The organism is Rhizobium sp. P1_C7 (assembly GCF_056406295.1).
The window spans coordinates 120528-141278 of record NZ_JBFUAL010000018.1 but is presented as its reverse complement, the minus strand read 5'-3'; the positions used below and the strand labels follow the sequence as shown (position 1 = coordinate 141278).

At 59.5% G+C, this 20751-nt stretch carries 24 protein-coding genes and 6 pseudogenes; 10 read left to right on the top strand and 20 right to left on the bottom strand.

Annotated features, from left to right (window positions below; all coding sequences use genetic code 11):
• Positions 1-195 precede the first annotated feature (195 nt).
• The 6 genes and pseudogenes from AC1D2R_RS24005 to AC1D2R_RS23980 all read right to left on the bottom strand — a co-directional run.
• Positions 196-677: pseudogene (locus AC1D2R_RS24005) on the bottom strand (helix-turn-helix domain-containing protein); the annotation flags it as partial.
• Between the two features lie 147 nt (positions 678-824).
• Positions 825-1163 (bottom strand): annotated as a pseudogene (locus AC1D2R_RS24000) (IS30 family transposase); the annotation flags it as partial.
• A gap of 131 nt (positions 1164-1294) precedes the next feature.
• Positions 1295-2524, bottom strand: coding sequence for an integrase catalytic domain-containing protein (locus AC1D2R_RS23995; RefSeq protein ID WP_477971185.1), 1230 nt, complete (start codon positions 2522-2524; stop codon positions 1295-1297).
• A gap of 493 nt (positions 2525-3017) precedes the next feature.
• Positions 3018-3818, bottom strand: a complete 801-nt coding sequence (gene istB, locus AC1D2R_RS23990; RefSeq protein WP_477971183.1) for an IS21-like element ISSme2 family helper ATPase IstB — start codon at positions 3816-3818, stop codon at positions 3018-3020.
• Positions 3818-4309, bottom strand: a pseudogene (locus AC1D2R_RS23985) (Mu transposase domain-containing protein); the annotation flags it as partial. The pseudogene AC1D2R_RS23985 and the gene istB, both read right to left, overlap by 1 nt.
• A pseudogene (locus AC1D2R_RS23980) lies at positions 4308-4448 on the bottom strand (helix-turn-helix domain-containing protein); the annotation flags it as partial. The pseudogenes AC1D2R_RS23980 and AC1D2R_RS23985, both read right to left, overlap by 2 nt.
• A 166-nt stretch (positions 4449-4614) precedes the next feature.
• Between AC1D2R_RS23980 and AC1D2R_RS23975 the strand changes: the two are divergent.
• The 6 genes from AC1D2R_RS23975 to AC1D2R_RS23950 all read left to right on the top strand — a co-directional run bounded on the left by AC1D2R_RS23975 (position 4615) and on the right by AC1D2R_RS23950 (position 7994).
• On the top strand, positions 4615-4914 hold the full coding sequence (locus AC1D2R_RS23975) for a hypothetical protein (RefSeq protein WP_477971182.1): 300 nt from the start codon (positions 4615-4617) through the stop codon (positions 4912-4914).
• 139 nt (positions 4915-5053) lie between these two features.
• On the top strand, positions 5054-6058 hold the full coding sequence (locus AC1D2R_RS23970) for a helix-hairpin-helix domain-containing protein (protein WP_477971180.1): 1005 nt from the start codon (positions 5054-5056) through the stop codon (positions 6056-6058).
• On the top strand, positions 6033-6275 hold the full coding sequence (locus AC1D2R_RS23965) for an AAA family ATPase (protein ID WP_477971178.1): 243 nt from the start codon (positions 6033-6035) through the stop codon (positions 6273-6275). The genes AC1D2R_RS23970 and AC1D2R_RS23965 overlap by 26 nt, the downstream gene beginning before the upstream one ends.
• Positions 6248-6778 (top strand): AAA family ATPase, encoded by a 531-nt coding sequence (locus tag AC1D2R_RS23960; protein ID WP_477971176.1) that lies wholly within the window; start codon positions 6248-6250, stop codon positions 6776-6778. Before AC1D2R_RS23965 ends, AC1D2R_RS23960 begins: the two co-directional genes overlap by 28 nt.
• Positions 6779-6782: 4 nt before the next feature.
• A complete protein-coding gene (locus AC1D2R_RS23955; protein ID WP_477971174.1) occupies positions 6783-7037 on the top strand; it encodes an ATP-binding domain-containing protein in 255 nt (84 codons plus the stop codon).
• Positions 7038-7322: 285 nt separating this feature from the next.
• The gene (locus AC1D2R_RS23950) at positions 7323-7994 is read left to right on the top strand and encodes an HXXEE domain-containing protein (protein ID WP_477971172.1); all 672 of its coding nucleotides are present in this window, start codon (positions 7323-7325) and stop codon (positions 7992-7994) included.
• Positions 7995-8476: 482 nt separating this feature from the next.
• Here the strand turns inward: AC1D2R_RS23950 and AC1D2R_RS23945 are convergent, their stop codons facing one another.
• From AC1D2R_RS23945 to AC1D2R_RS23915, 7 genes are all read right to left on the bottom strand, one after another.
• Positions 8477-8917, bottom strand: a complete 441-nt coding sequence (locus tag AC1D2R_RS23945) for a YybH family protein (protein WP_477971170.1) — start codon at positions 8915-8917, stop codon at positions 8477-8479.
• 114 nt (positions 8918-9031) lie between these two features.
• Positions 9032-9268 (bottom strand): hypothetical protein, encoded by a 237-nt coding sequence (locus tag AC1D2R_RS23940; RefSeq protein WP_477971168.1) that lies wholly within the window; start codon positions 9266-9268, stop codon positions 9032-9034.
• Between the two features lie 106 nt (positions 9269-9374).
• Complete coding sequence (locus AC1D2R_RS23935; RefSeq protein WP_477971167.1) at positions 9375-10166, bottom strand: DUF429 domain-containing protein; 792 nt, start codon at positions 10164-10166, stop codon at positions 9375-9377.
• 43 nt (positions 10167-10209) lie between these two features.
• Complete coding sequence (locus AC1D2R_RS23930; RefSeq protein ID WP_477971165.1) at positions 10210-11199, bottom strand: Gfo/Idh/MocA family protein; 990 nt, start codon at positions 11197-11199, stop codon at positions 10210-10212.
• A 140-nt stretch (positions 11200-11339) separates the two neighbouring features.
• The gene (locus AC1D2R_RS23925) at positions 11340-11750 is read right to left on the bottom strand and encodes a hypothetical protein (protein WP_477971163.1); all 411 of its coding nucleotides are present in this window, start codon (positions 11748-11750) and stop codon (positions 11340-11342) included.
• Between the two features lie 392 nt (positions 11751-12142).
• Entirely contained in the window at positions 12143-12934 is a 792-nt protein-coding gene (locus AC1D2R_RS23920; RefSeq protein ID WP_477971161.1) for an aldolase, read from the bottom strand.
• 10 nt (positions 12935-12944) lie between these two features.
• Positions 12945-13652 carry a haloacid dehalogenase type II gene (locus tag AC1D2R_RS23915; RefSeq protein WP_477971159.1) on the bottom strand — a complete coding sequence of 236 codons (708 nt, stop codon included), beginning with the start codon at positions 13650-13652 and terminating at the stop codon, positions 12945-12947.
• A gap of 87 nt (positions 13653-13739) precedes the next feature.
• Between AC1D2R_RS23915 and AC1D2R_RS23910 the strand changes: the two genes are divergently transcribed.
• Positions 13740-14594: a LysR substrate-binding domain-containing protein gene (locus AC1D2R_RS23910; RefSeq protein ID WP_477971157.1), complete on the top strand. Its 855-nt coding sequence runs from the start codon at positions 13740-13742 to the stop codon at positions 14592-14594.
• Between the two features lie 140 nt (positions 14595-14734).
• Here the strand turns inward: AC1D2R_RS23910 and AC1D2R_RS23905 are convergent.
• Positions 14735-14863 (bottom strand): annotated as a pseudogene (locus tag AC1D2R_RS23905) (aspartate-semialdehyde dehydrogenase); the annotation flags it as partial.
• A gap of 18 nt (positions 14864-14881) precedes the next feature.
• Between AC1D2R_RS23905 and AC1D2R_RS23900 the strand changes: the two are divergent.
• On the top strand, positions 14882-15151 hold the full coding sequence (locus AC1D2R_RS23900; protein ID WP_477971155.1) for a hypothetical protein: 270 nt from the start codon (positions 14882-14884) through the stop codon (positions 15149-15151).
• 21 nt (positions 15152-15172) lie between these two features.
• Here the strand turns inward: AC1D2R_RS23900 and AC1D2R_RS23895 are convergent.
• Positions 15173-15291, bottom strand: a pseudogene (locus AC1D2R_RS23895) (DUF2213 domain-containing protein); the annotation flags it as partial.
• A 32-nt stretch (positions 15292-15323) separates the two neighbouring features.
• Here AC1D2R_RS23895 and AC1D2R_RS23890 point away from each other — a divergent pair.
• Entirely contained in the window at positions 15324-15506 is a 183-nt protein-coding gene (locus tag AC1D2R_RS23890) for a hypothetical protein (RefSeq protein ID WP_477971153.1), read from the top strand.
• Between the two features lie 18 nt (positions 15507-15524).
• Positions 15525-15731: a hypothetical protein gene (locus AC1D2R_RS23885; protein ID WP_477971151.1), complete on the top strand. Its 207-nt coding sequence runs from the start codon at positions 15525-15527 to the stop codon at positions 15729-15731.
• Between the two features lie 92 nt (positions 15732-15823).
• Here AC1D2R_RS23885 and AC1D2R_RS23880 read toward each other — a convergent pair whose 3' ends face one another.
• The 5 genes from AC1D2R_RS23880 to AC1D2R_RS23860 form a co-directional block, all read right to left on the bottom strand.
• A complete protein-coding gene (locus AC1D2R_RS23880; protein ID WP_477971149.1) occupies positions 15824-15985 on the bottom strand; it encodes a hypothetical protein in 162 nt (53 codons plus the stop codon).
• Between the two features lie 207 nt (positions 15986-16192).
• On the bottom strand, positions 16193-17830 hold the full coding sequence (locus AC1D2R_RS23875) for an FGGY-family carbohydrate kinase (RefSeq protein WP_477971147.1): 1638 nt from the start codon (positions 17828-17830) through the stop codon (positions 16193-16195).
• A 66-nt stretch (positions 17831-17896) separates the two neighbouring features.
• Complete coding sequence (locus AC1D2R_RS23870; protein WP_477971145.1) at positions 17897-18625, bottom strand: SDR family oxidoreductase; 729 nt, start codon at positions 18623-18625, stop codon at positions 17897-17899.
• A gap of 30 nt (positions 18626-18655) precedes the next feature.
• Positions 18656-19909 (bottom strand): sugar ABC transporter permease, encoded by a 1254-nt coding sequence (locus AC1D2R_RS23865; RefSeq protein WP_477971143.1) that lies wholly within the window; start codon positions 19907-19909, stop codon positions 18656-18658.
• Positions 19906-20727 carry an ATP-binding cassette domain-containing protein gene (locus AC1D2R_RS23860; RefSeq protein WP_477971141.1) on the bottom strand — a complete coding sequence of 274 codons (822 nt, stop codon included), beginning with the start codon at positions 20725-20727 and terminating at the stop codon, positions 19906-19908. The genes AC1D2R_RS23865 and AC1D2R_RS23860 overlap by 4 nt, the downstream gene beginning before the upstream one ends.
• Positions 20728-20751: the final 24 nt, after the last annotated feature.

Here is a 20751-nt window from a genome sequence, read left to right as displayed (position 1 = left end):
CGTTGAGACTGCGCCTCGAACATTAGGAAGATTCCACCTGCGAAGACCATTGTGCGGCGGCGTTTGTCGACCGCGGAGACAACCCTGCTCCCAGCACTGGATAGCTCTGAAGGACACGGCCGGAGAGGGCAGATCCAATTAATCAGTTCAGCCGTGTTGCCTATCTCGCAAGCCGGCAAGGACATCGAATGCTCAAATCAGCTTGACGGATGGAATGCGATTAGACAACCACCAGTGATGCGATCCATCGATCTGAACGAGTTCACCAAGGCAATCACGCCAAAGACCCGCTTCTTGCGCTCTCGGCGTGATATCCACATGCCGGCTTCCATCATCCATTGGCGCAACGTCTCTTTGCTGACGGAAACCCGATGGCGCTCAACCAGCTTCTCGGCCGCCAAGGTTGGGCCAAAATCCACGTAATGCTCACGCACCAGGTCGAGAGCCAGATTGCGGAAATCCTCGCTGTGGCGCCGGTTGCTCGGACGGCCGCGCTTCTTCGACACGAGACCGTCCATCCCGTCCAGATCATAGGCCTGCAACAGCCGATGGACTTGGCTGCGACTGAGCCCAAGTAGCTCAGCCGCCCGTGTGACCGTCAGGCTGCCTTGGCGAACCTGCCGAATATGTTCAAGACGATGCAATTCCTTCTGCGACATAACAATCAAACAAGACATGACGACTCCGAACACAGATGGCCTCGACCACGATGCACGTCGCTTATCTTGCTTCCCAATGCTGACGTTCGACCAGCATCCCAAGAGGCGACGACTGTCGCATCTCTAACTAGCCTATGCATCATGCCTGTTTTGCAGGGTAGGGGATCACGCCTCATCCTGCAAATGCGCCATGAACACCTCGGCTGGCGTCTTGTAGCCGAGGCACTTGCGGGGTTGGTCGTTGAGATGGCGTGCGAGTTGGGTCAGGTCGTGTTGTGACACGGCTGCCAGATCCGTGGTACCTGGCAGGTAGCGTCGAATGCGCTTGTTGGTGTTCTCGACGGTCCCTTTTTGCCAAGGCGCACTTGGGTCGCAAAACCAACTGCTGGCACCGATCCCTTCTTCCAAAGCCCTGAATCCGGCAAACTCGGTCCCGCGATCAAATGTGAAGCTTTGACGCGCGAGCGCCGGTAAAGGAGAAAACGCTCTGATGATCTTGTCAAGCGAAGTGAAGAATTGACCCCTCCTATTGCCTCACGGAGGAATGCTACCAAACGATGTGGCGGTTTGAAGAGGCATCGCGTCCAAGCGAAGGGTGTAGCTTGACGGTAGCAAAGTCGCTTGCGAGCGCGTACTCAATCGCGCTGTAGCGAGCGAGCGGCTTTGCGGGTGGTCATCACACGGTTGACACCGCCGTCACCTAAACCACGTGCCGGGGGCACGATCTGAAGAGGTGGGGAGATCGCCATCCAGTCGCCATTGATGATCTCAACGATCATCGCCTTACGCCAGGCTTTCACCGCCATTTGCACCGTCCGTAAGTTTTTGTTCGTGAACCGCTTCTGATCGATGTTCATTAGCCGCTCTAGCACAATGGAAGCTGAGAGCGTCGGATCAGCCTCCAGCCATGCCCGAATCTGAGCCTCGTACGGCTCAAGCATGCTCGGCCTCTTCGGATAAGGCTTTTTCCGCCGATAGAGTCTCTTATGCGTCGGTCGCGTCTCACCACTTTGCCAAGCCGTCTTTAGATTCGAGGTAAAGCGCTGCAGATCGATGACGACAGGATCCTCAAGTTTGACATTGAGGCCGCGCCGATCGACCCGCCTGCCCAGATCTTCCTGTGCTGCTCGGATGCCGGTGAACAGCATCACCGGGTCCGCCGTTGCTAGAATCGCGTTTAGCCTTTCCTTGTTGACCTCCGCCACCTCAGGATGGGCCAATACGCGCTCGACCGGTGGTGCGGGCGGATGATACCGCTTGATCACACGCGCACCGATGCGCGTCTTCTCCCGCAGCTTGAAAGAAGGCTGAAAGAGATTGACGTGCAGCCGCACCGAGTCATAGAGGCGAACAAGTGCCGCCGTGGCTTCGGCACCCACGAACCTGCCATAGCCGACCAGCCGTCGAACGATGGCGCCGTTCTTCTGCTCGACCCATGCCTGATCATTCTTCCGATAGGCACGAGAACGGGTCACTTCAAACCCTTGACTTCGGCACCAGGAGACGACGAGTTCGTTCATGAAGGCGCTATCATTGTCGAAGTCAACGCCTAGAAGCGGAAAGGGGAACAACGACCTGGCCCGCTTGATAGCATCGATCACAAGACCGCTTTCTCGCGTCCGCACCGGCACGCATTCGGTCCAACCGGTGGCGATATCGGTCAGCACCATTGTCTGTACGAAGCTGCCAGATGAAGAGGTGCCGGAATGGGCCACGAAGTCGACCTCGACATAACCTGGCGGCGGATCGTTCCAGTCCCCGAACGTACGCACAGGAACCGACCGCCGAACCGCAGAACTCATTCCGGCGCGGCGGCGTTGCCCGCCCCGGGCCACAGCACGCACTTCCGACAGGAGGCGATCCATTGTCGCTGCGCTGATTGTCAGAAGCTTGTCGCGAAGCTCGCCATCAAGATCCAACCGTCCATGCCGCTCAAGAGCCGGCAGCAAGATGGGGATCAGCGGCTTGAGGCGTTTCGAGCAGAGGCGGTCGGATGCTTCCCACAATGCTACCAGTGCCTCCCGAACATCGGCGCCATAACGCACGGGATATTGTCTGGTGGGTGACGGGCCGGTCGCTCGACGGCGGAGCACCCGGATCGCATGCTTGCGGTGATAGCCGGTAACTGCGACGAACTCGTCAAGAATCCTTTGCTTGTCGGCTCGGCAGCTCGATCGATATCGCTCGACAATCGCTTCGACCAATTCCGACCGTGTCGCCATGCTAACCCGCCTCGCCATCCGTCCTCCGAACCAGGATGACAACAACGTGCTTCATCCCCTCGGGATGGGGACCTTATCGGTAGCAATCAACGTGAGGCAATGCGCCCCTTAGGCGAAACGCAGAACTGACCCCCCTTCATTGATTTGCCGTTTCGTTAGTCTCGAGCGCCGATCCGGCCTTCTGCAGAAGGCCGGATCGGCGCTTTTCGCGAAGCCTGTAGCTATCACCTCGGATGGTGATTACCGCCGAGTGATGAAGGAGACGGTCCAAAATGGCGGTGGCGACGACGGGGTCTCCGAAGACGCTGCCCCATTCACCTACAGAGCGGTTGGAAGTGATCAGAATCGAGCCCCTTTCGTAGCGCCTGGAGACTAGTTGGAAGAACAAATGAGCTGCATTCGCTTCGAAAGGCAGATATCCCAGCTCGTCGACAATTAGTAGTTTCGGTCGGGACAGGATCGTTAACTGCCTGTCTAGCGTGCCGTCGTTGTGGGCCTTGGCCAACATTGCGACAAGCGTGGCAGCCGTCACGAACTGGACGTTGTAATTTTGACGGATTGCCTCACGACCGAGGCTAACGGCAAGATGAGTTTTCCCTGTTCCGGGCGGCCCCAGGAATAGGACGGTATCGCCGTGAGCGATCCAGCGGCAGGTCGCCAACTCTCTGATCTGTCCTCGATCCAGCGATGGTTGTGCCTCGAAGTCAAAGGCGTCGAGTTCTCGCACGAATGGGAATTGCGCCAGTTTGCTCGACATGGAGATACGCCGCTCGTCTCGACGGGCGATCTCTCGCGACACCAAAAACGCCAGTGCCTCACGCAGAGTCATTTTTGAGCGGGCCGCCTCATCCAGCAGACTGTCAAGCTGGTCTCGGATTGCCGTTAGCTTCACGCGATCGAGTGTCGCAATGAGTAAATCATGATCCACGGTCGTCATCACCAACCACCTCCGACCACAGCTTCGTATTCAGCAAGTGGTCGCAACAGGGTTGCTGGTGCCATCTCTGCCGGAGCGGCACGAACCAATCCTTCGACACCCGCAACGCCGACAAAGTGCGCTCGGTCTATTATCCGCTGTCGCCTTCCTTGGCAGAGAGGATGATCGGCAACGACATGGCCAGCGTGGCGAACGATGACGCGCCCCGCCAACACAACAACCTGAACGCTCTCGCCGATGAGACGCCAGGGTACGGAATAGCTGTTCGTATCGAGATCAATGGCGCAATCCGCCTGCACCTTCCGCACGAGATCACGTAGCTGCCCAAATGGTGCGCGACCTGCCAGCGGCCGAAGGGCATCGGTCTCACCAGCGAAGCGTGCAATTGGAGGTTCACCAGTCGTGCCGTGGTCGCGCTGATCGGCGACCTCACGTATCCAACGATCCAGATGCGCTTCGAACGCGGCCCAGCTCTCAAACCGGCGACCTGCGCAGCAGCCGATGGACCTGACTTCGACTGAGGTCGAGCCGTTCGGCTGCCTGTACGACGGTCAGGCGCTCGTCACGGATCTTCTGGATGAGTTCGAGGCGATGCAACTCTTTTTGCGACATGGTGATCATAAAGGACATGACGACTCCGACCGCTCGTGATCTCGACCAGGCTGAAGATCGTCATCCTTGCTCCCAACGTTGGTTTTGACCAGTGCGTCGAGAGGCGAGACTGTCGCATCTCTAACTGGCCCAACTGTCGCATTACTAAATAGCCGCTACAACAAAAGATCGTGTAATCTATCTTATGGAACTAACATGCGCCATTGCCAAGTGCCTGCGGCTTCGACCGTCAGGTCTTCCGCACCAATCCTCGCTGCGCCGAAATCCTGGGCGCGTCGCCGACGACCGTGATCGCAAGGCCAACCTGACACGGCTCGAACAGGCGGAAGTGGACCGCGAGCAGAAGGCCAAGGTCGATGGAAACCAGATGGCTCTGGAAGAAGAGAACCTTCGGCTGAAGGCGGAGAACGCCTCGTTGCGCCGCGACCTGGACCGCATGAAGCGATTGAGCGCGGTGATCGCCGAGACTGGGAGGCTTCCATGATTGGGCGTTTGAAGTCTGGTCCTCGGAGCCGCGCCGTCGTGGCCCCGACAGGCCGTGGGAACTGGATCGTAGTGAACGAGGCACAGGGACCCGCGACGGCACGTCGTGGGTGGCCGCAGTGAACGGAGAGCCGGAGCCCATGGCAGGGGCCAATCAACGACGAGGTGGCGCAGAGGGGCAGACGCTGCTGGTCCTTGGTGAGCGTTCTGAGCAGTTTTCCTGGGAGCTGTCCATTACGTCTGTTCACGCCAGCCGGTTCGGCGACCATGTCATTATCGGCCGCGATGACACCGAGCAGCTTCGCCGCGCACTCGTTCTCTCGAAGAGGTCGCCGCGCGATCCGGCCGTTGGCGAGACGTGGCGTGTCACAGGCTCGATCCAACTCCATCCAGAATACGGTCCGCAGCTCCATGCCGAGGTGGCCCTGCCCCTCGTCACCAAAGGGCGGGCGATCATCCGCCACCTCGCCACCGACAAGCGGTTCGTGGGTATTGGCTGGGCGACGGCCGAGAAGGTCTGGGACCGCTTCGGCGAGACCATCTTCGACATCATCAGGGATCGTGACCTGAAGGCACTCGCAGACGTCGTCGGCGCAGATAGAGCTATCGGTATCGTCGACGGGTTTGGCATGCTCGCCGAGGAGGTCGAAATATTCCGCTGGCTGGATCGCTACGGTGTCTCACCCCGTGTAGCGGGGGTCGCCGCCCGTGTCTGGGGTCTCGGAGCCATCGACCGTATCAAGGCCGATCCGTTTACAATGACACTGCTAGAGCCGTGGAAGGACGTCGACGCGAGAGCGCTTCGGCTGGGCGTCGCCCCGGACGATCCGAGGCGGCTGACGGCCGCCGTCGAGGAGGCCTTGGCCATCCGCTTCCGGGCAGGGAACATGGCCTCCCCTTCCCTGGTCCTGAGGCCGCTCGTGAAACGCCTGCTCGCAACTTGGACTGGCGATGCGACGAGTGCCATTGATCTCGCCCTGACCAGCGGTCGCGTGGTGTCGCCTTCACCCGATTTTCTTCAGTCGAGAGCCTCCCGGTTCATGGAGGAAGAGGTCGCCCGACAGATCGACGAGCACATTGGTCGCGAAGTTCCGGGATTTGACGGCAAGCTCGTCATCGATGCCATGGCCAGAGGCCATTCGTGACGGCCTTCCGGCTTCCCAGCGCTATGGCAACGAGCACCTGCAGGTCGCTCTGGCGGGCCGCGCCGTCAGACGCATTAGCGAAGCGACAGGACGCCCGGCAAGCACCCTCTCGCGCTTGGTGCACGACATCGAGGATGCGGGCCGCCGCATTCAGGCAGGAACCGTCATCTTCGACGAGTCCTCGATGCAGTGCTCCCTCAGGTACCTGTCGAGGTAAACCTGATCTTCATCGGCGATCCCGGTCAGCTCCCGCCTATCGGACCCGGCCTGCCCTTCCACACCATGGTCAAGGCGAAAGGCATCCCGTCGGTCACCTTGGATATCGTTCACCGACAGGACGACGCCACCGGCATCCCGGCCGTCGCATCGGCTGTCCGCGTTGGCAAGGCAGTTGGCCCCAGGCGCTTCGATCCGAATGTTGCATTGACACCTGGCGTCTATCTCTTCCCGGCGTCGAAAAACGACGTGGCCGGAAAAACGATTGCGGCCTTCCGAGCCATGTGCGGGCGGGTGCCAGCCTACGGCAAGACGGCCGCCCTGCACGAGATGGACGTCCAGATACTGACGCAGGTAAAGAATGGCCCCGCCGGATCGAAGGAGCTGAACCGCGCCATCGAGGTCGAATACATGGGCAAGCAGCCCGAGATCGAGGATTGGGGCCTGAGTGTCGGCTCGAAGGTCATGTGGCTGAAGAACGATTACTCGAAGGCCCCTCGCTGAAGACGTGATCACCACGGCCGACCTTGAGAAGCTCACCCATGGCTGGGCGATCAGCGTACACAAGGCGCAAGGGTCGGCATTCAAACGGGTCATCATCCCCGTCGTCCGGTCGAAGCTGCTGGACCGGACCATGCTCTACACCGCGATAACTCGCGGCATAGAGACCGTCGTTCTCGTCGGCGACATCGACCTCATCAACGAGATTATCTCCTTGTCTCCGAAGTCGTTGGATCGTGAGCACTGCTTGATTCTGGAATGAGGGTATCGACGCAACCTGCTAATGTCGGCGTTACTGCTAGTATGCGCAGATGACTGACCACGAAGCAAAGGACCAGCGTTCCGACCGACGGTCGCATTTGTTCCGTAGCGGCCAAAAAAGTGGACGATCAGGCAAACATTATCGCTCTGCCAGCGCCCGTAGTGCCTTTGGTCAGTGCACTAACTCAACTTCCTTTATCGGGAGGAAGCGGATAACCTATGTTCCATGCAAATGAATTGGTTCGACATTGGGTGGCCGTTCGTAGGACTTGGCGGGGCTATCGTGATGACCGCTATCATGCTGGTGACCGATACGTTCCGAGGTAATACCGGCGTATCGCGCTGGCGTGATCCGGTGTGGCTGGGGTGGCTCGCAGCGCCGGTTTACTGGTTGCATCAGTTCGAGGAATACAGCCTGCCGGTGCTGGGATTCGATTACTCAATCCAAATGATGGTCTGCAAGAATATGGGCTTCCCGCCTTATCCGGACTGTCCTATCCCGTTTTCTTTCTACCCGGTTGTAAACATCGGCCTGATGTGGGTGGGAGCGCCGCTCGCTGCATATCTAGGCAGGCGCAACGCCGCTATCGGCCTCAGCTTCTGGGGATTGATACTCCTCAACGGAGTCGGGCACGTAGTCGGGAGCGTCGTTTTACGAGATTACAACACCGGCCTATTGAGCGGCGCCTTCCTGTTTGTTCCTTTGTCCATCTGGGTGATCTACGCCTGTGGGCTTCGCGGTAAGCTCAACGGCAAGGTAGTGGGCATGGCGTTTGGCGCTGGAATTCTCACCCATATCTTCCTCGGCGTCGGCTATGGGCTTCTGAAGATCGGGGTGATCAATGGCAGGGGCCTCCTAGTGTACGCCGTCGTGCTCAGTTTTACGCCAATCCTCTTCGCGGCTCTCGGGAGTCGGCTCATAAAGCCTGAGTTGTTACGGCCGACTTCGGCACTCTAAATCAGGCCTAGTCCAATTTATGATTACGGCCTACGCTATCGTCGGGCAGGCACTTAATACCTTTAAAAGCAACAGCCATTAGTTTTGCCACTAGCAACAGCTTGTTGGCAGTGTTGCGAATCGCCAATTTGAAAAAGCAACAAACAACCGAAATTTGTAAGTGCAACACATCTCCCCGAGAAAGGCGGTGTCAACTTCGTCCGGAACCATTTCGATGGGTGAGGCAGGCTCAAAAGTGAACCTATCCTTAAACTCCATATAAATGTTATGACTGCTCACTCGGGTTGCGTGAGTCTCTCTCGCTCGAATGACGGCATGATATCGGTTTCTGTCGCCGTTGCGTATCATCTGCGGCAACATGTCGATGATCGGCGGGGTCGGCTTCGAGGTTGCGATGGACCAGCCTTGATAGATTTGGCCCAGGAGGCCGCACAAGAACCCAAAATCCGGAGCGGGCTCAACCTTCGCAGACGATCTGGCTCCTATGGCTTTAGATCGAGCAACGCCTTCCCGCTGCCATCCATCGCGAATGGAACGGAAGCATGTTGGTGAGCGACGAGCCACCGCCCATCCCTTCTTACGAGACCCAAAGTCTGGCGGAACCAAAGGTCGACCTCCGTGCCATCCGTCTTCGTGCCTGTCATGTTGACCAGACCGCTCCAGAAGGCCACGTCCGCGCCGATCGTTAGCTTGACGTCCTGGACATCTCCGCCGATCGGGCCGTCCCAGGTGTCGAACCAGGCCTGTAGTCCGGCTTCATCCTTGCCGTAATACACCAGTGGCGGCGCGAGCGAGAATTCCACGGAGTCTTCGGCGTCGAATGACGCCGCGTCCTTGGCGTTCTTCTCGCCGATCGCCTTCGCCCGCATCATGAGCATGGCGGTGATGGCTTCCTCTTCGATGTTGTGCGTGTACTCTGGCATCTATTCCTCCTGCGCTCGCCATAGGACGAACGCAGGGAGCGCTATCCTACAACCGTGCGAAAAACGCAGGTTGACCGCGCATGTTTCCCAGATCACCTACTGAAAGCCGTCCCGTCATTCGCCGACGAGCTTCAAAAGCCCCTCGAATTCCTTGATTTGAGAGCGGATGGCGGCCCGAAGCTTGGTGCGACCTTCCTCGATGTCATTGTCGACTGCGCCACCCTCGTCGTTCAGCGGCAGCATCTCGCGCCCGGCACCGAACGCCAGGCGTGCCGATGCACACGACATACGAAACATGAGGTCGATGAATTCGATGTTCTTCTTGAATGAGATGAACTCGTTTCCGGTCATGGCAATCGTCCTCTTGCTAAAGCGATCACATATGGCCTGCAATGCCGAGAGACCGATCATATTTGAATGCAGCCTTGGTCGGCTTAGGCCGCAGCGCACCCTCCAGCTACCGGATCTCTGGCACCCAGATAGCGGACACGTCGTCCCCATACGCCACCGCCTTTCCATCCATGACGCAGGCGCCAACCCAAGCGCACACGACCGCATCGAGCGCGTCCTCGAAAGCCTTCATCTCATATCCCCGAGCGGTGACAGGAGGTAGCGGGAGCGCATCCGCGACGCCGTGGACCCTGGCATCCAGGAGCCCGATAATCTGACGCCATGTCTCGATCAGGTTTTCTCGCCGGGCGCCGGGGCCGACCTCTGGCCAGTATTTCCGAATTTTCGACATCTTGTACGGCAGCCTGCGTTCGGCGGCCGCGAGTTCGATGAGGGCGGGATGCGGATAGACCTCGATGAGCGCCCGGCCCTTGGGTTCGGCGACTGCGAGCGAATACCCGGCGGCATGAAAATCTAGCCGGAGATCGTCACTCAGCCTGCCCGGACGCGTCACACTTGGCGTATGAGTGCTGGCGTGCCGGGCGCCGTATGCAGTCGAAATCTGATTGTCTGACGGCCTTCGGCTGACGATTGGCCTCATGGAGAGCGGCATGTCGATGGCGACGATATCTACTGGGGCGCCAATCCTTTCCCTGGCGGTCCCAAGAAGTGCCACCGCTTCGGGTATCGAACCTCGATGTCGCGAGACAGGATCCGCTACCGAAGCAGGCCGCATGAATGCATCGTAGGAGGCTGCGACTTGTACCAACCGCCAGCCGGAGCCAAGGGTGGCGATCAGGGCGACGCCGCTGGGCTCGCGCTCCGTCCAGGCCGCGTCGATACCGAGGACCGATCTCATCTCAGCCTCTTCGGCACTTGCTGTCTGCTCGTTGCCCTAGGTCTCAATCCTTGCGCTCACCCGGATACGACAGTCCAATCTGTGACCGTATAGTGTCGAGGACGACCATGATCGAGACGGTGTCGTCTGGAGAGATGAGCGTGGACTCCGTGCCTTCCCTGGCGAGCCGCTCCATTTCGAACGCTTGGAATTGCATGCCACGTGACGGCACTTCGACTGCGAACTCCTCGAGGATGCTTCCGGAGTGATCCATCACCTTGAACGAAGTCGGGATGTACCAGGTCGAAGCAATCTCGATATGGCCCTTTGAACCGTAGACATAAGCGAGGTTCGGGCCAGCCAGATCCAGTGCGGAGACGGTTGTCGAGATTGTTCCGCCCTTGTGCTGCATCAGGGTTGCGACCTCGGCATCAACTCCCGTGTCCTTGAAGCGTGCCGTGGCGGAAACCGACGTCGGCTCACCCAGGATGTCGATGACGAACGAGATCGGATAGATCCCGAGATCGAGAAGCGCACCCCCGCCGAGTTCGAGGGCGTTGAGCCGATGATTGGGGTCGGTAGGCAGGAACTGGAGGTGTTCGGCCGAAACTGATCGCAGCTCTCCGATCGTCCCTGCATCGATGATCTCGTGGATGCGCTTCATGTGCGGCAGGAAGCGTGTCCACATCGCCTCGAGTACGACGAGCTTCTTTACGCGTGCCTTCTCGACGATCTCCCGTGCTTCCTTGGCATTCAGGGTGAAAGGCTTCTCGACAAGCACGTGTTTGCCGGCTTCGAGGGCGAGCAGCGCGGTGTCGACATGCTGCGGATGCGGTGTTGCGACGTAGATGATATCGACCTCTGGATCGGCGACGAGATCCTCGTAGCTTCCGTGGGCATTGGGGATCTGGAAGCGCCTGGCGAATGCGGCTGCCTTCTCCTCGGATCTCGAGCCGACGGCCGAGACCATCAGCCCGGCTGCCTGCAGGTCGGTCACAAAAAGCTCCGCGATCCATCCGGTTGCAAGGATTCCCCACCGCAAAGGCGTGTTCATAAAGCTTCTCCTCGTTATCTCGTGCGGCATAGGACAGAAGAAAGCATCTGATGGTCAAGCCCGAATTCGTTCAGTGAAGGAGGCATTCCAAGGTGCTCGACTTGGGGCCGCATAATGCCCTCAGCGATCCACCCGCTCTTCTACTCCACCGTGCGTTCTTTCCGGAATGTGCTGATCCGGATGCCGCCGCTGAATAACGTTGGCCCGAATGACGAGATGATCGTCCTCTCCTTCAGCCACGAAGCGAATCCCTCGTTGATCGGATCGCTGTCGATCCTAGGCGCCCTGCCGTAGATGGCTATGTCGTAGTACGGCGCAGCGGCAAGCGACGAATTCTTGGAAACGAGTTCAGGGTCGATGTCCCCCACGATTGCCATCTTCTGACTGTCAGCAAGATCGGAATAGCCTTTCGAAGACTTTGGCATTGATCGATCGGTTCGCTTCTTTCTGTAGTCCTCGAAGTTCAACTCGATGAAAAGTGCCTTGAGGTCATCACCGTCGATCTTGGTAAAATTGTCGACTGAGAAAACCGCTCTGCGCTCCTCGATCACTATTCTGATCTTTGTCGGTCCGACCTCCGGTAAGACCTCGAAAGGCACTAGCGAGAAGTTGGGCCGCCGGAATCTTTCACCCTCGATCAACAGCAATAACCAGTGTTTTCTGGCGATATTGCCAAGGCTCTTCTTACACGAATCTTTGCGGAGGATAGAATCCGCGGCAAATCAACGCGACAGGGTCAGAGTTCCCGGAGAAGGTCGTTGACGGAGGCAATGACCTAGGCGTTGATGCGGTCGAGATTATTGAACGCGAAGACGAGGCCGAGGTGTTCGTCTTTCAGTCCAAGCACAGGACCCTTCCTGATCAGCCCTTGCTGGAAGGCACGTCCTGACGTGTGGAATATAGAGAAAGGTGAGCTCCGAAACGCGTCACCCATCCTATCTGCTCAATCTCGGTATTCCGGAGCCTGCCGATCGAGCACCCGCCGGATGCTTTCCAGATGCAACCGGGCACTATCAGGGTCCCCTTCCCGCATCTGCCGCGCCGCTTCCGCCGCGACAGCAGGCAAGACTGGCAGAAGTTTGCGGCCTGAACCCATTGCCTTCAACTGAACTTCGGCAGCACGTTCGAGATAGTAGAGATCATCCCAGGCTTCGGCAATATTGGGTGCACAGATCATCACGCCGTGGTTTTTCATGAACAGGATATCCTTGTCGCCGAGGGCTGCTGCGATCCTGTCGCCCTCTCTTTCGTCAAGCGCGAGACCGTTGTAATTCTCGTCGACCGCGACACGGCCGTAGAACTTGAGCGCCGTCTGTCCTGCCCAGACGAGCGGTTCGCCTTCCACCATGCTGAGCGCGGTGGCGTTCGGCATATGGGTGTGAAACGCAGCCCCCACTCGCGGGGCCATCTTGTGCAGTCGCGCATGGATGTAAAAGGCGGTCGCCTCCGGAACGCCATCACCGTCAATCACATTGCCCTCGAAATCACAAATCAGCAGCGACGAGGCGGTCGCCTCTTGAAAGGCCCAGCCGAGGCGGTTGACAATGAAAAGGTCGTGATGACCGGGCACGACGGCCGAGAAATGATTGCAGATCCCCTCTTCAAGGCCAAGACGGGCCGCCATGCGAAGGCAAGCGGCAAGATCGCGCCGTGCCTGCCAGATCTCCTCGCTATCCAGCGGAAGATTGTGCCGAATTGTGTGGTTCGTCTTCGAAACATTCAATTCATGCGCCATGCTTTTCTCCTTATTGCTCCATCCAGCCTGTAGCGGCAAGGATGGCGGGCACCTTGTCGAGCGTCGGGACGATTTTATTCGGGCGGTAGTCAGCGAGTGGTTTGCGGCCCGTGCCACGATCGACCCAAACGGCACGAAAGCCAAGTTCCCGCGCCGCGGCAAGATCGAGATGCGGACTGGCACAGATATGCACTAGGTCGTCCATACCGATTTCGAGACTTTTCCAGGCATGGTGGAAGATCTGGCTGGAAGGCTTGTAGGCACCAGCCTGTTCGGCAGTGATGACGCGGTCGATAAAACCGCCAAGCTGGGCAACATTACCGGCAATGATCGCGTCGTCGGTGTTCGAGACGATCGCAAGGCGGAAGCCCGCTGCCTTCAACCTTTCCAGCGTTGCCACGACTTCCGGAAACGGCGGCATCTTGCCGATGGAGGATGTGAGGATTTCGGCATCCGCAAGCGCGAACGGCAGGCCGAATTCAACCATGGCCCGTTCCAGGGCAAGGGCACTGACTTCGGCAAAAGCTCGGTGAGGGCGCTCTTCTTCCAGCGCATGTTCATGGCGGTCATAGACCGCGATGAAGGCCTTCTGATCGATATTGCCACCTTTTGCGGACAGTATCCTGTCCATTGCCGCAAGCAGCCCCTCATCCCATTGGATCAGGGTTCCGTAGCAATCGAAAGTCAGCCAGGCGGGCTTGGGACCGGCAAGCGTCATGTCTCGTCTCCTTCGTTTTCCGCACATTGACAAAACCGGATGTCAGTGGGAAATTAAATCTTCCTGTATTCTTCATTAAAGAAACAAATGAGCTTTGGCTTCGATTTAGATCTCCTTAGAACGTTTGCCGCAGTGGTCGATTGCAGCGGCTTCACCAAGGCGGCCGAGCGCGTGCACCTCACGCAATCGACGGTGAGCCAACAGATCAAGAAGCTGGAGGTCAATTTCGGCACCTCGCTGTTGCGCCGGGATAAATCGACCGGAACTGTCGAGACGACCGAAGCCGGTGAACTGTTGCTGAGCTATGCCCGGAGAATACTAGCGACGGCCGAGGAAGCTGCCGAGGTGATGCGCAAACCACTCGCGCCGCGGACCGTTCGGCTTGGCGTGCCGGAGGATTTTGCCGGGCGGCGCCTGATCGACCTGCTGTCGGGATTTTCGGCCTCATCGCCTCATATCAGGCTCGACACGGTAAGCGGCTGGAGCACCGAGCTTCGCCGTCTGCTGGATACGGGCGAGATCGATCTCGCGCTGATCAAGCGCGAGCCGGGAGACGGGGCCTGTCTCGCGAGCTGGAAGGAAGACCTGTTTTGGGTGGAAAGCGCCACCCGGTCGGTCGAGACGGATCCGGTGCCACTCGCGGTGTTTCCCGTCGGATGTATCTATCGGGATCGCGCCATCCGTGCGATCGAGCGCAGCGGTCGTCGTTGGCGCATTGCCTACACCAGCCAGGGACTGATGGGGGTGCAGGCAGCGGTCGCTTCCGGTCTGGGGATCAGTCTGTTGCCGTCCGATGCAGTGCTTTCCGAACACCGGCAGCTCGGGCCAACAGATGGCTTTGATGATCAGCCCGCGTCCGAGATGGCATTGGTCAAAGGTCGGGCAAGTTTGTCCAACGAAGCAAAGTTTCTCGGCCGTTTTTTGGCGGATAACCTGGGGTAGCGGTGTCCAGTTGCTGCTGCTGCTGGGTTCAACTAGGGAGTCCGCACAAGCTGCGGACGTCCAAAATGCCTTCCTCGACGCCCTTAATTGACCCGGGAGCCAGTGCCGAGGTGCTCCGCGGCGCGACTACCCTTGAAGCGTCAGTGCAGGTGGAATTCCCTAGCGATCTGCCGCCATTTGTTGGGGCCGATGAGCCGTTTGTGCGAATAACCGATCGAATGCAGCGGCCCGTCGAGCGTCTGCTGCCAGAAATCCAGAAATTTTCTCATCAAAAGAACTTCGACGGCATGACCGAGGCAGCGGTTCCGCTGGAAGAACTTCACGTGGCGCGGGCGCGGTTGATCGAGACCCTCATCGACGACATGCCACGGGAGCACCGGGAATTCTTGGTCGGATTCAAGAAGGGAGAGCCGGATTGGGACAAGCTGGGAGTAGTGGGAGCGGCGGACCTACCGGCGGTGAAGTTCAAGCAGATGAATCTCGAAAAGCTCGGTGAAAAGACGCGCGGAGCGCTAGCCACGAAGCTCGTCGAGATATTGGGTCTGAAAGAGAAGTAGGGCCGTATGTGATCATTCGTCACCGACCTCAGTGCCGAGATAGACCTGAATGCCGTACGCGCGATGCGGGCGTCGGCGACAAGATACCCGTCTCCGGTCCGGCGCGTACCCGCGACCGTTACAGCGTCGGTGAATTGCATTATGGTACCTATCTTGATGGCCGGAGGCTCAGATGAAAACGGAGTTCAAGATCTGCGAGCGAGGAAGGATCAGCCATGTGATTGGCCGAGTAACAGTGAAGTCTACCGGTCGGGTACTTGCCGACCAGTTGTATGAAGCGCGTCGGATTGCCGTGGAGCGAAAAATCATCACGGAAAGCGACGTCGACAAAGTCGATTTCATCTACATCGATTGAGCCGGTCCAAGCCGAAGCATGGCCAACCGTCACGACATTGGCATGACGGTGCAGCGCGATCAGACCATGGCCCGATACAATAATTTCACCGCTGGGCTACGTATTGGTCCCGTGCAACAGTCGTGGAGTTTTGTCGTGACAAGGGTTCTGGTTGCCGCCATGGCGCTGGCAATGGTTGGCTTCTGGGCCGTCGTTGTCCTGATTTACTCGCTGCTTGCGTCTTAGTGAGTCCCGGAACCGTCGTCCCTCCCCTCGGCCTTACTCTGGGCCGCACTTTTCATGGTGATATTCTCTGCCTCTTGATGAGCCACTCGGGTTCATCGCTCCTGACTTGACTGTGCGGCTACTGCGGCCGCAGGCTCGTCCTCGGATCGCTCCTGCTCGCTAAGCTTGCCATATTCCTCGATCGCGGCATCGAGGCCAGGCAGGACACCATCCTCGACGAGACGGTTGACCAGAGCGTCAGACACGGCCTCCACGGAACGATCTCCTGACCGGTGCCGGTGCCAACCAACGGCTCGACAACGTCGATTTTAGCGATCTCTTTGAAGGGAACTCCATGGTCAGGCAACACCAACAACCTGCCTAAAACTTTAGATAATCACGCCAACCTCACCGCGCGCGCCCTCCCGCGAACCGGGTTCGTGCATGAAGGCGCCGTCCAGACGTGACAGCCCATGCCCCGTCTAACTCAAACGGATTTCGCGCGCCAGAGCTTGCAGCCGCTTGAACGCATCGTACCGCTTGGCATGCAGGGCAGCGGTTTCGCCTCCCTCGGGCTGATAGGTGTGATCAGTCGTCGAAAGGGCCGCCATTGCCGAGCGCACGTCCGGGAAGACGCCGCCGGCAACGCTGCCGAGGATAGCAGCGCCGAGCAGGACAGGCTCCTCCGCGCGCGTCGCCAGCAGAGGTTTTCCCGTAGCATCGGCAAGAAGCTGGCGGACCAGGTCGAGCTGGCCGGCGCCGCCGCTAATCACGATCTTGTCGATCGGCGCTCCGGCCGCCGCTTGGGCATCAATGATTTGACGAAGGCCATAGCCGATGCCGCACAGACCTGCGATGTACAGTGAGACAAGATTGTCGAGATCGCGATCCATGCCAAGACCGACAACGGCAGCGCGGGCATGCGGATCAGCAAAGGGCGCCCGGTTGCCGAGGAATTCCGGCACGACGTGCAAGCCGTCCGCACGTTCCGCCACAGAGGAAAGTGTTTTGGCGTTTTCTGCCGCCAGGTTAGCAAGTAGTACTGGCAGGGAAAGACCCCGCGACTTCGCCAGCGCTGCGGCTTCGTTTGCCGCCGGATGGAAGGACAGGAGTTGGTCGATGGCAGCACCCGCCGCTGACTGGCCACCCTCATTCAGCCACATGCCCGGTACCATGGCGGAAAAATACGGCCCCCAGACGCCCGGCACGAACACCGGCGCATGGGTCGAGGTCATCGTGCAGGACGACGTGCCGAAGACATATCCGAGATTGCTTTCCGGTGGGCCATCTACGCCCACAGTCCCAATCCCGCCCGCATGGGCATCAATCATGCCGGCTGCCACTGGCGTGCCCGCAACGAGGCCGAGGTCAGCCGCCGCGCACGCTGTCAGTCCGTTGCCGAGCGGCGTGCCGGGCTCGACGACGCGCTGGCCGATTCGCGCAAAATCCTCGTCGGCGAGTACGCCCAGACCGATGCCATGGAAGTAGCTCGGGTCCCACCGCTTCTCATGTGCGAGATAGGTCCACTTGCAGGTGACCGTGCAGGTAGACCGGGCGAGATCCTCCGTAGCGCGCCATGTCAGGAAATCTGCGAGATCGAAGAACTGCCAAGCGGCGTCAAAAACCTGCGGGCGGTTTTCCTTCAGCCAGAGGAGTTTTGGTGTTTCCATTTCCGGCGAAATTCGGCCGCCGACATAGCGCAGCACCTCATGGCCCCTGGCGTTGATGCGCTCGACCTGGTCCACGGCGCGGTGATCCATCCAGACGATGATATCGCGCTTGGCGTCCTCCGAGGGACCGACGGGCAGCGACGCGCCATCTTTGCCGAGCACGACCAGCGAGCAGGTCGCGTCGAAACCGATGCCCGCAATCTTCTCGGGCGCCGCACCCGCCTTGGCAATGGCATCACGCACCGAAGCACAGACGGCCGCCCAGATTTCCGTACTCGACTGCTCGACCATCGCGCCCGGCTCGCGAAACAGCGAGATGTCACGCTTGGCAGAGGCCAGCATGTGGCCGGTCAAATCGAAGAGACCGGCTCTGGCGCTTCCGGTTCCGACGTCGACGCCAACAAGGTAGCAATCGCCGCCCGCGGGGCGCGCGGAGGAAATGTTGCTCATGATTCTACCGCCTGCAAATCAGGAATGTTCTTGGCAGGCGGCATTGTGCCGCCCGCCGCTATCACCTCACAGATCGACGCTGTTCGGAAGGATAACCAAGTCTCGGATTGTGACGTTGCGCGGTCGCGTCAGCATGAAGAGCACGGCATCGGCGACCTCCTTCGGCTGCATCAGGCTGCCATTGGCAAGTGCCTCGTCCATCTTCTCCTTGGGCCAGTTGTCGATCAGCGCGGTCACAACCGGACCCGGCAGGACCGCGCCGACACGCACGCCATGCTGCGCCACCTGACGGCGCGTGCTGTGCACGAAGGCCTGAACTGCGAATTTGGAGGCCGTGTAGATCGGCTCCCAGACGACGGGAACGACGCCGGCAATCGAGCTCGTGAACAGGATGTCCCCTGTCTTCTTCTCGATCATGTAGGACAGGACCGCGTGGACCGAGCGGAAGGCCGCATTGATGTTGAGGTTCAGCATTCTGTCCCAGGCATCCGGGTCTCCCTCAGCCACCTGACCACCGATATAGGCGCCGGCATTGGCGTGGAAGATGTCGAGCCCGCCGGCAAGGTCGAGTATGCGCGGCAGCATGCCGGAGACGTCGGACGACTTTAACAGATCGACGACAAGCGGCAGAGCGTTCGGTCCCAGTTCCTTGCAGAGCAGCTCCAGTTTGTCCTGGGCGCGGTCGATGAGCACCACTTTCGCGCCCTCGGATAGTAGGGTGCGGGCGCATTCCAGGCCAATGCCGGACGCGGCACCCGTGATGGCAGCAACTTTGCCTTTCATGAGGTCAGCCATGGTTTTAAAACTCCCTTTCAATGGTTTCTGTCAGGCGCGGCCGTGGCTGACACGGGAGCGACGAGCGAGAGAGTCGACGATGACCGCGATCGCGAGAACGCCGCCGGTGATCATGTAACGCAGCGATGAGCTGAGGTTCAGCAGCGTCAGGCCGTTCGAGATCGCCTGGATGACGATGATCCCGAGCAGGGCCGAATAGGCGCTGCCGCGTCCGCCGAACAGGCTGGTGCCACCAATGACCGCCGCCGCGATCGCGTTGAGGTTGACGTCGCCGGTACCGGCCTGCTGGCTCGACGAGGCGAGCCGGGAGGCCGAGAGGACGCCGCCAAGTGCGGCGAGTGTCGAGCAGAGTACGAAGGCGCTCGTATAGATGCGGCGCACGTTGATGCCGGAGCGGCGCGCGGCTTCCTTGTTGCCGCCGACGGCGAACATTGAGCGGCCCCATTTCGTGCGAGTCAGCGCATAGTTGAGGATCACCGCGAGCGCCACGAAGAGCGCGAACATCCACGGCACTCCCCGGCCTAGATTGAGGTAGAAGACGGCGACCTCAAGCGCGACCGTCAGGACCAGCGCCTTCAGGATCAAGGCACGCAGCGGCTGGGCGGAGAGGTTTGCCGCCTGGCGCTGGCGCCTTGTCCGCACGCCCTTTCCGATCATGATAAGGCCCGGCACAAATGCAAGCCCGTGGGAAAGCCAGTCCGGCATGATCAGGATCTGGCCGAAGCGAACGAGAGAGGACGCGTAGGGCAGGTTGATCGACCCGGACGGGCCAAGGATATAAAGCTGCAATCCAAGAAGAGCGAGCAGACCGGCAAGCGTGGCGATGAAGCTCGGCATGCCGAGACGATTGTAGAGCGTGGCATAGAGCAGGCCGATGCCCGCGCCGACGAAAAGCGCTGCGAGGATCGCGCCGACGATCGGCAGTCCCATATTAATCCAGAGCACGCCTACCATGGCGGAGGCAAGCCCGCTCATGGAGCCGACGGAGAGATCGATTTCGCCGAGCACGAGCACGCAGATGATTCCAAGCGAGATGACGCCCACCGTGGCGCAATCGAAGAGCAGGTTCACTAGATTGTTGGGGGCGAGGAAGATCGGATTGAGCACCGAGAAAACGACCGAGATGACGACGAGGCCGATGGCGACCGGGAGCATGCCGAGATCGCCGGAACGGACACGGTCAATGAAGGCCTTTGCCATGCCGGCAAAGCTGTCGTCGTGGCGCACGCGCTCGTCACTGCGGTCCAGCATCGACTGGACCTTGTCTAAAGGATTCTGGCTCATGCGGCACCCCCGTTGGTTTCCTCACCGTGGCCGGCTTTGCGGTCGAGGCGCCGCGAGACGGAATTATCTGTCGCCCCCGTGATGGCGGAGACAAGCTCCTGGCTGGAAGAATCCGGCGTGAAGATGCCGTTGTTCCGCCCGAGCCTCAAAACGACGATCCGATCGGCAACGGCCCGCACGTCTTCCATGTTGTGGCTGATAATGATGACGCCGAGGCCGCGATCCCTCACGCGCTCGATGAGGTTCAGGACCTCGGCCGTCTGTGCCACGCCGAGCGCCGCTGTCGGCTCGTCCAGCATGATGAGCTTCGGATTGAGTAACAGCGAGCGAGCAATGGCGACGGTCTGCCGCTGGCCGCCGGACAGAGAGGCGATCGGCTCGCGGACGGAGGGGATACGCGCTGCAAGCTCACGCAGGAGTGTCCAGGCGCGCACTTCCATCGCGACCTCGTCCAGTGCCCAGGGTGACATCTCATGGCCTAGGAACAAGTTCGCCACGACATCGAGGTTTTCGCAGAGGGAGAGATCCTGAAACACGGTGGCAATACCAAGGTCCAGCGCCTTCGCAGGACTGTCGAGCGTCACCGTCTGCCCGCAAAATTCGATCGAACCGGCCGAAGGCTGGTGCACACCTGCGAGCACCTTGACCAGCGTCGACTTGCCCGCACCGTTGTCGCCGACGAGCGCTACGACTTCGCCGGCCTTCACGTAGAGTTCGATATCCGTCAGTGCGGATACGGCCCCGAAATTTTTCGATACGCCGCTGAGACGCAGCACGGAGTCTCCCTTGTCGGGAACACTTTGAAGCGTGGCCGTCATGACCTTGTGACCTTTCGACTGATC

Excerpts from the sequence above, each read along its gene's own strand:
- AC1D2R_RS23995 (WP_477971185.1), bottom strand. The coding sequence starts at position 2,524 with ATGGATCGCCTCCTGTCGGAAGTGCGTGCTGTGGCCCGGGGCGGGCAA.
- istB (WP_477971183.1), bottom strand. The coding sequence starts at position 3,818 with ATGACGACCGTGGATCATGATTTACTCATTGCGACACTCGATCGCGTG.
- AC1D2R_RS23975 (WP_477971182.1), top strand. The coding sequence starts at position 4,615 with ATGGAACTAACATGCGCCATTGCCAAGTGCCTGCGGCTTCGACCGTCA.
- AC1D2R_RS23970 (WP_477971180.1), top strand. The coding sequence starts at position 5,054 with ATGGCAGGGGCCAATCAACGACGAGGTGGCGCAGAGGGGCAGACGCTG.
- AC1D2R_RS23965 (WP_477971178.1), top strand. The coding sequence starts at position 6,033 with ATGCCATGGCCAGAGGCCATTCGTGACGGCCTTCCGGCTTCCCAGCGC.
- AC1D2R_RS23950 (WP_477971172.1), top strand. The coding sequence starts at position 7,323 with ATGACCGCTATCATGCTGGTGACCGATACGTTCCGAGGTAATACCGGC.
- AC1D2R_RS23945 (WP_477971170.1), bottom strand. The coding sequence starts at position 8,917 with ATGCCAGAGTACACGCACAACATCGAAGAGGAAGCCATCACCGCCATG.
- AC1D2R_RS23940 (WP_477971168.1), bottom strand. The coding sequence starts at position 9,268 with ATGACCGGAAACGAGTTCATCTCATTCAAGAAGAACATCGAATTCATC.
- AC1D2R_RS23935 (WP_477971167.1), bottom strand. The coding sequence starts at position 10,166 with ATGAGATCGGTCCTCGGTATCGACGCGGCCTGGACGGAGCGCGAGCCC.
- AC1D2R_RS23930 (WP_477971165.1), bottom strand. The coding sequence starts at position 11,199 with ATGAACACGCCTTTGCGGTGGGGAATCCTTGCAACCGGATGGATCGCG.
- AC1D2R_RS23920 (WP_477971161.1), bottom strand. The coding sequence starts at position 12,934 with ATGGCGCATGAATTGAATGTTTCGAAGACGAACCACACAATTCGGCAC.
- AC1D2R_RS23915 (WP_477971159.1), bottom strand. The coding sequence starts at position 13,652 with ATGACGCTTGCCGGTCCCAAGCCCGCCTGGCTGACTTTCGATTGCTAC.
- AC1D2R_RS23910 (WP_477971157.1), top strand. The coding sequence starts at position 13,740 with ATGAGCTTTGGCTTCGATTTAGATCTCCTTAGAACGTTTGCCGCAGTG.
- AC1D2R_RS23900 (WP_477971155.1), top strand. The coding sequence starts at position 14,882 with ATGACCGAGGCAGCGGTTCCGCTGGAAGAACTTCACGTGGCGCGGGCG.
- AC1D2R_RS23890 (WP_477971153.1), top strand. The coding sequence starts at position 15,324 with ATGAAAACGGAGTTCAAGATCTGCGAGCGAGGAAGGATCAGCCATGTG.
- AC1D2R_RS23885 (WP_477971151.1), top strand. The coding sequence starts at position 15,525 with ATGGCCAACCGTCACGACATTGGCATGACGGTGCAGCGCGATCAGACC.
- AC1D2R_RS23875 (WP_477971147.1), bottom strand. The coding sequence starts at position 17,830 with ATGAGCAACATTTCCTCCGCGCGCCCCGCGGGCGGCGATTGCTACCTT.
- AC1D2R_RS23870 (WP_477971145.1), bottom strand. The coding sequence starts at position 18,625 with ATGGCTGACCTCATGAAAGGCAAAGTTGCTGCCATCACGGGTGCCGCG.
- AC1D2R_RS23865 (WP_477971143.1), bottom strand. The coding sequence starts at position 19,909 with ATGAGCCAGAATCCTTTAGACAAGGTCCAGTCGATGCTGGACCGCAGT.
- AC1D2R_RS23860 (WP_477971141.1), bottom strand. The coding sequence starts at position 20,727 with ATGACGGCCACGCTTCAAAGTGTTCCCGACAAGGGAGACTCCGTGCTG.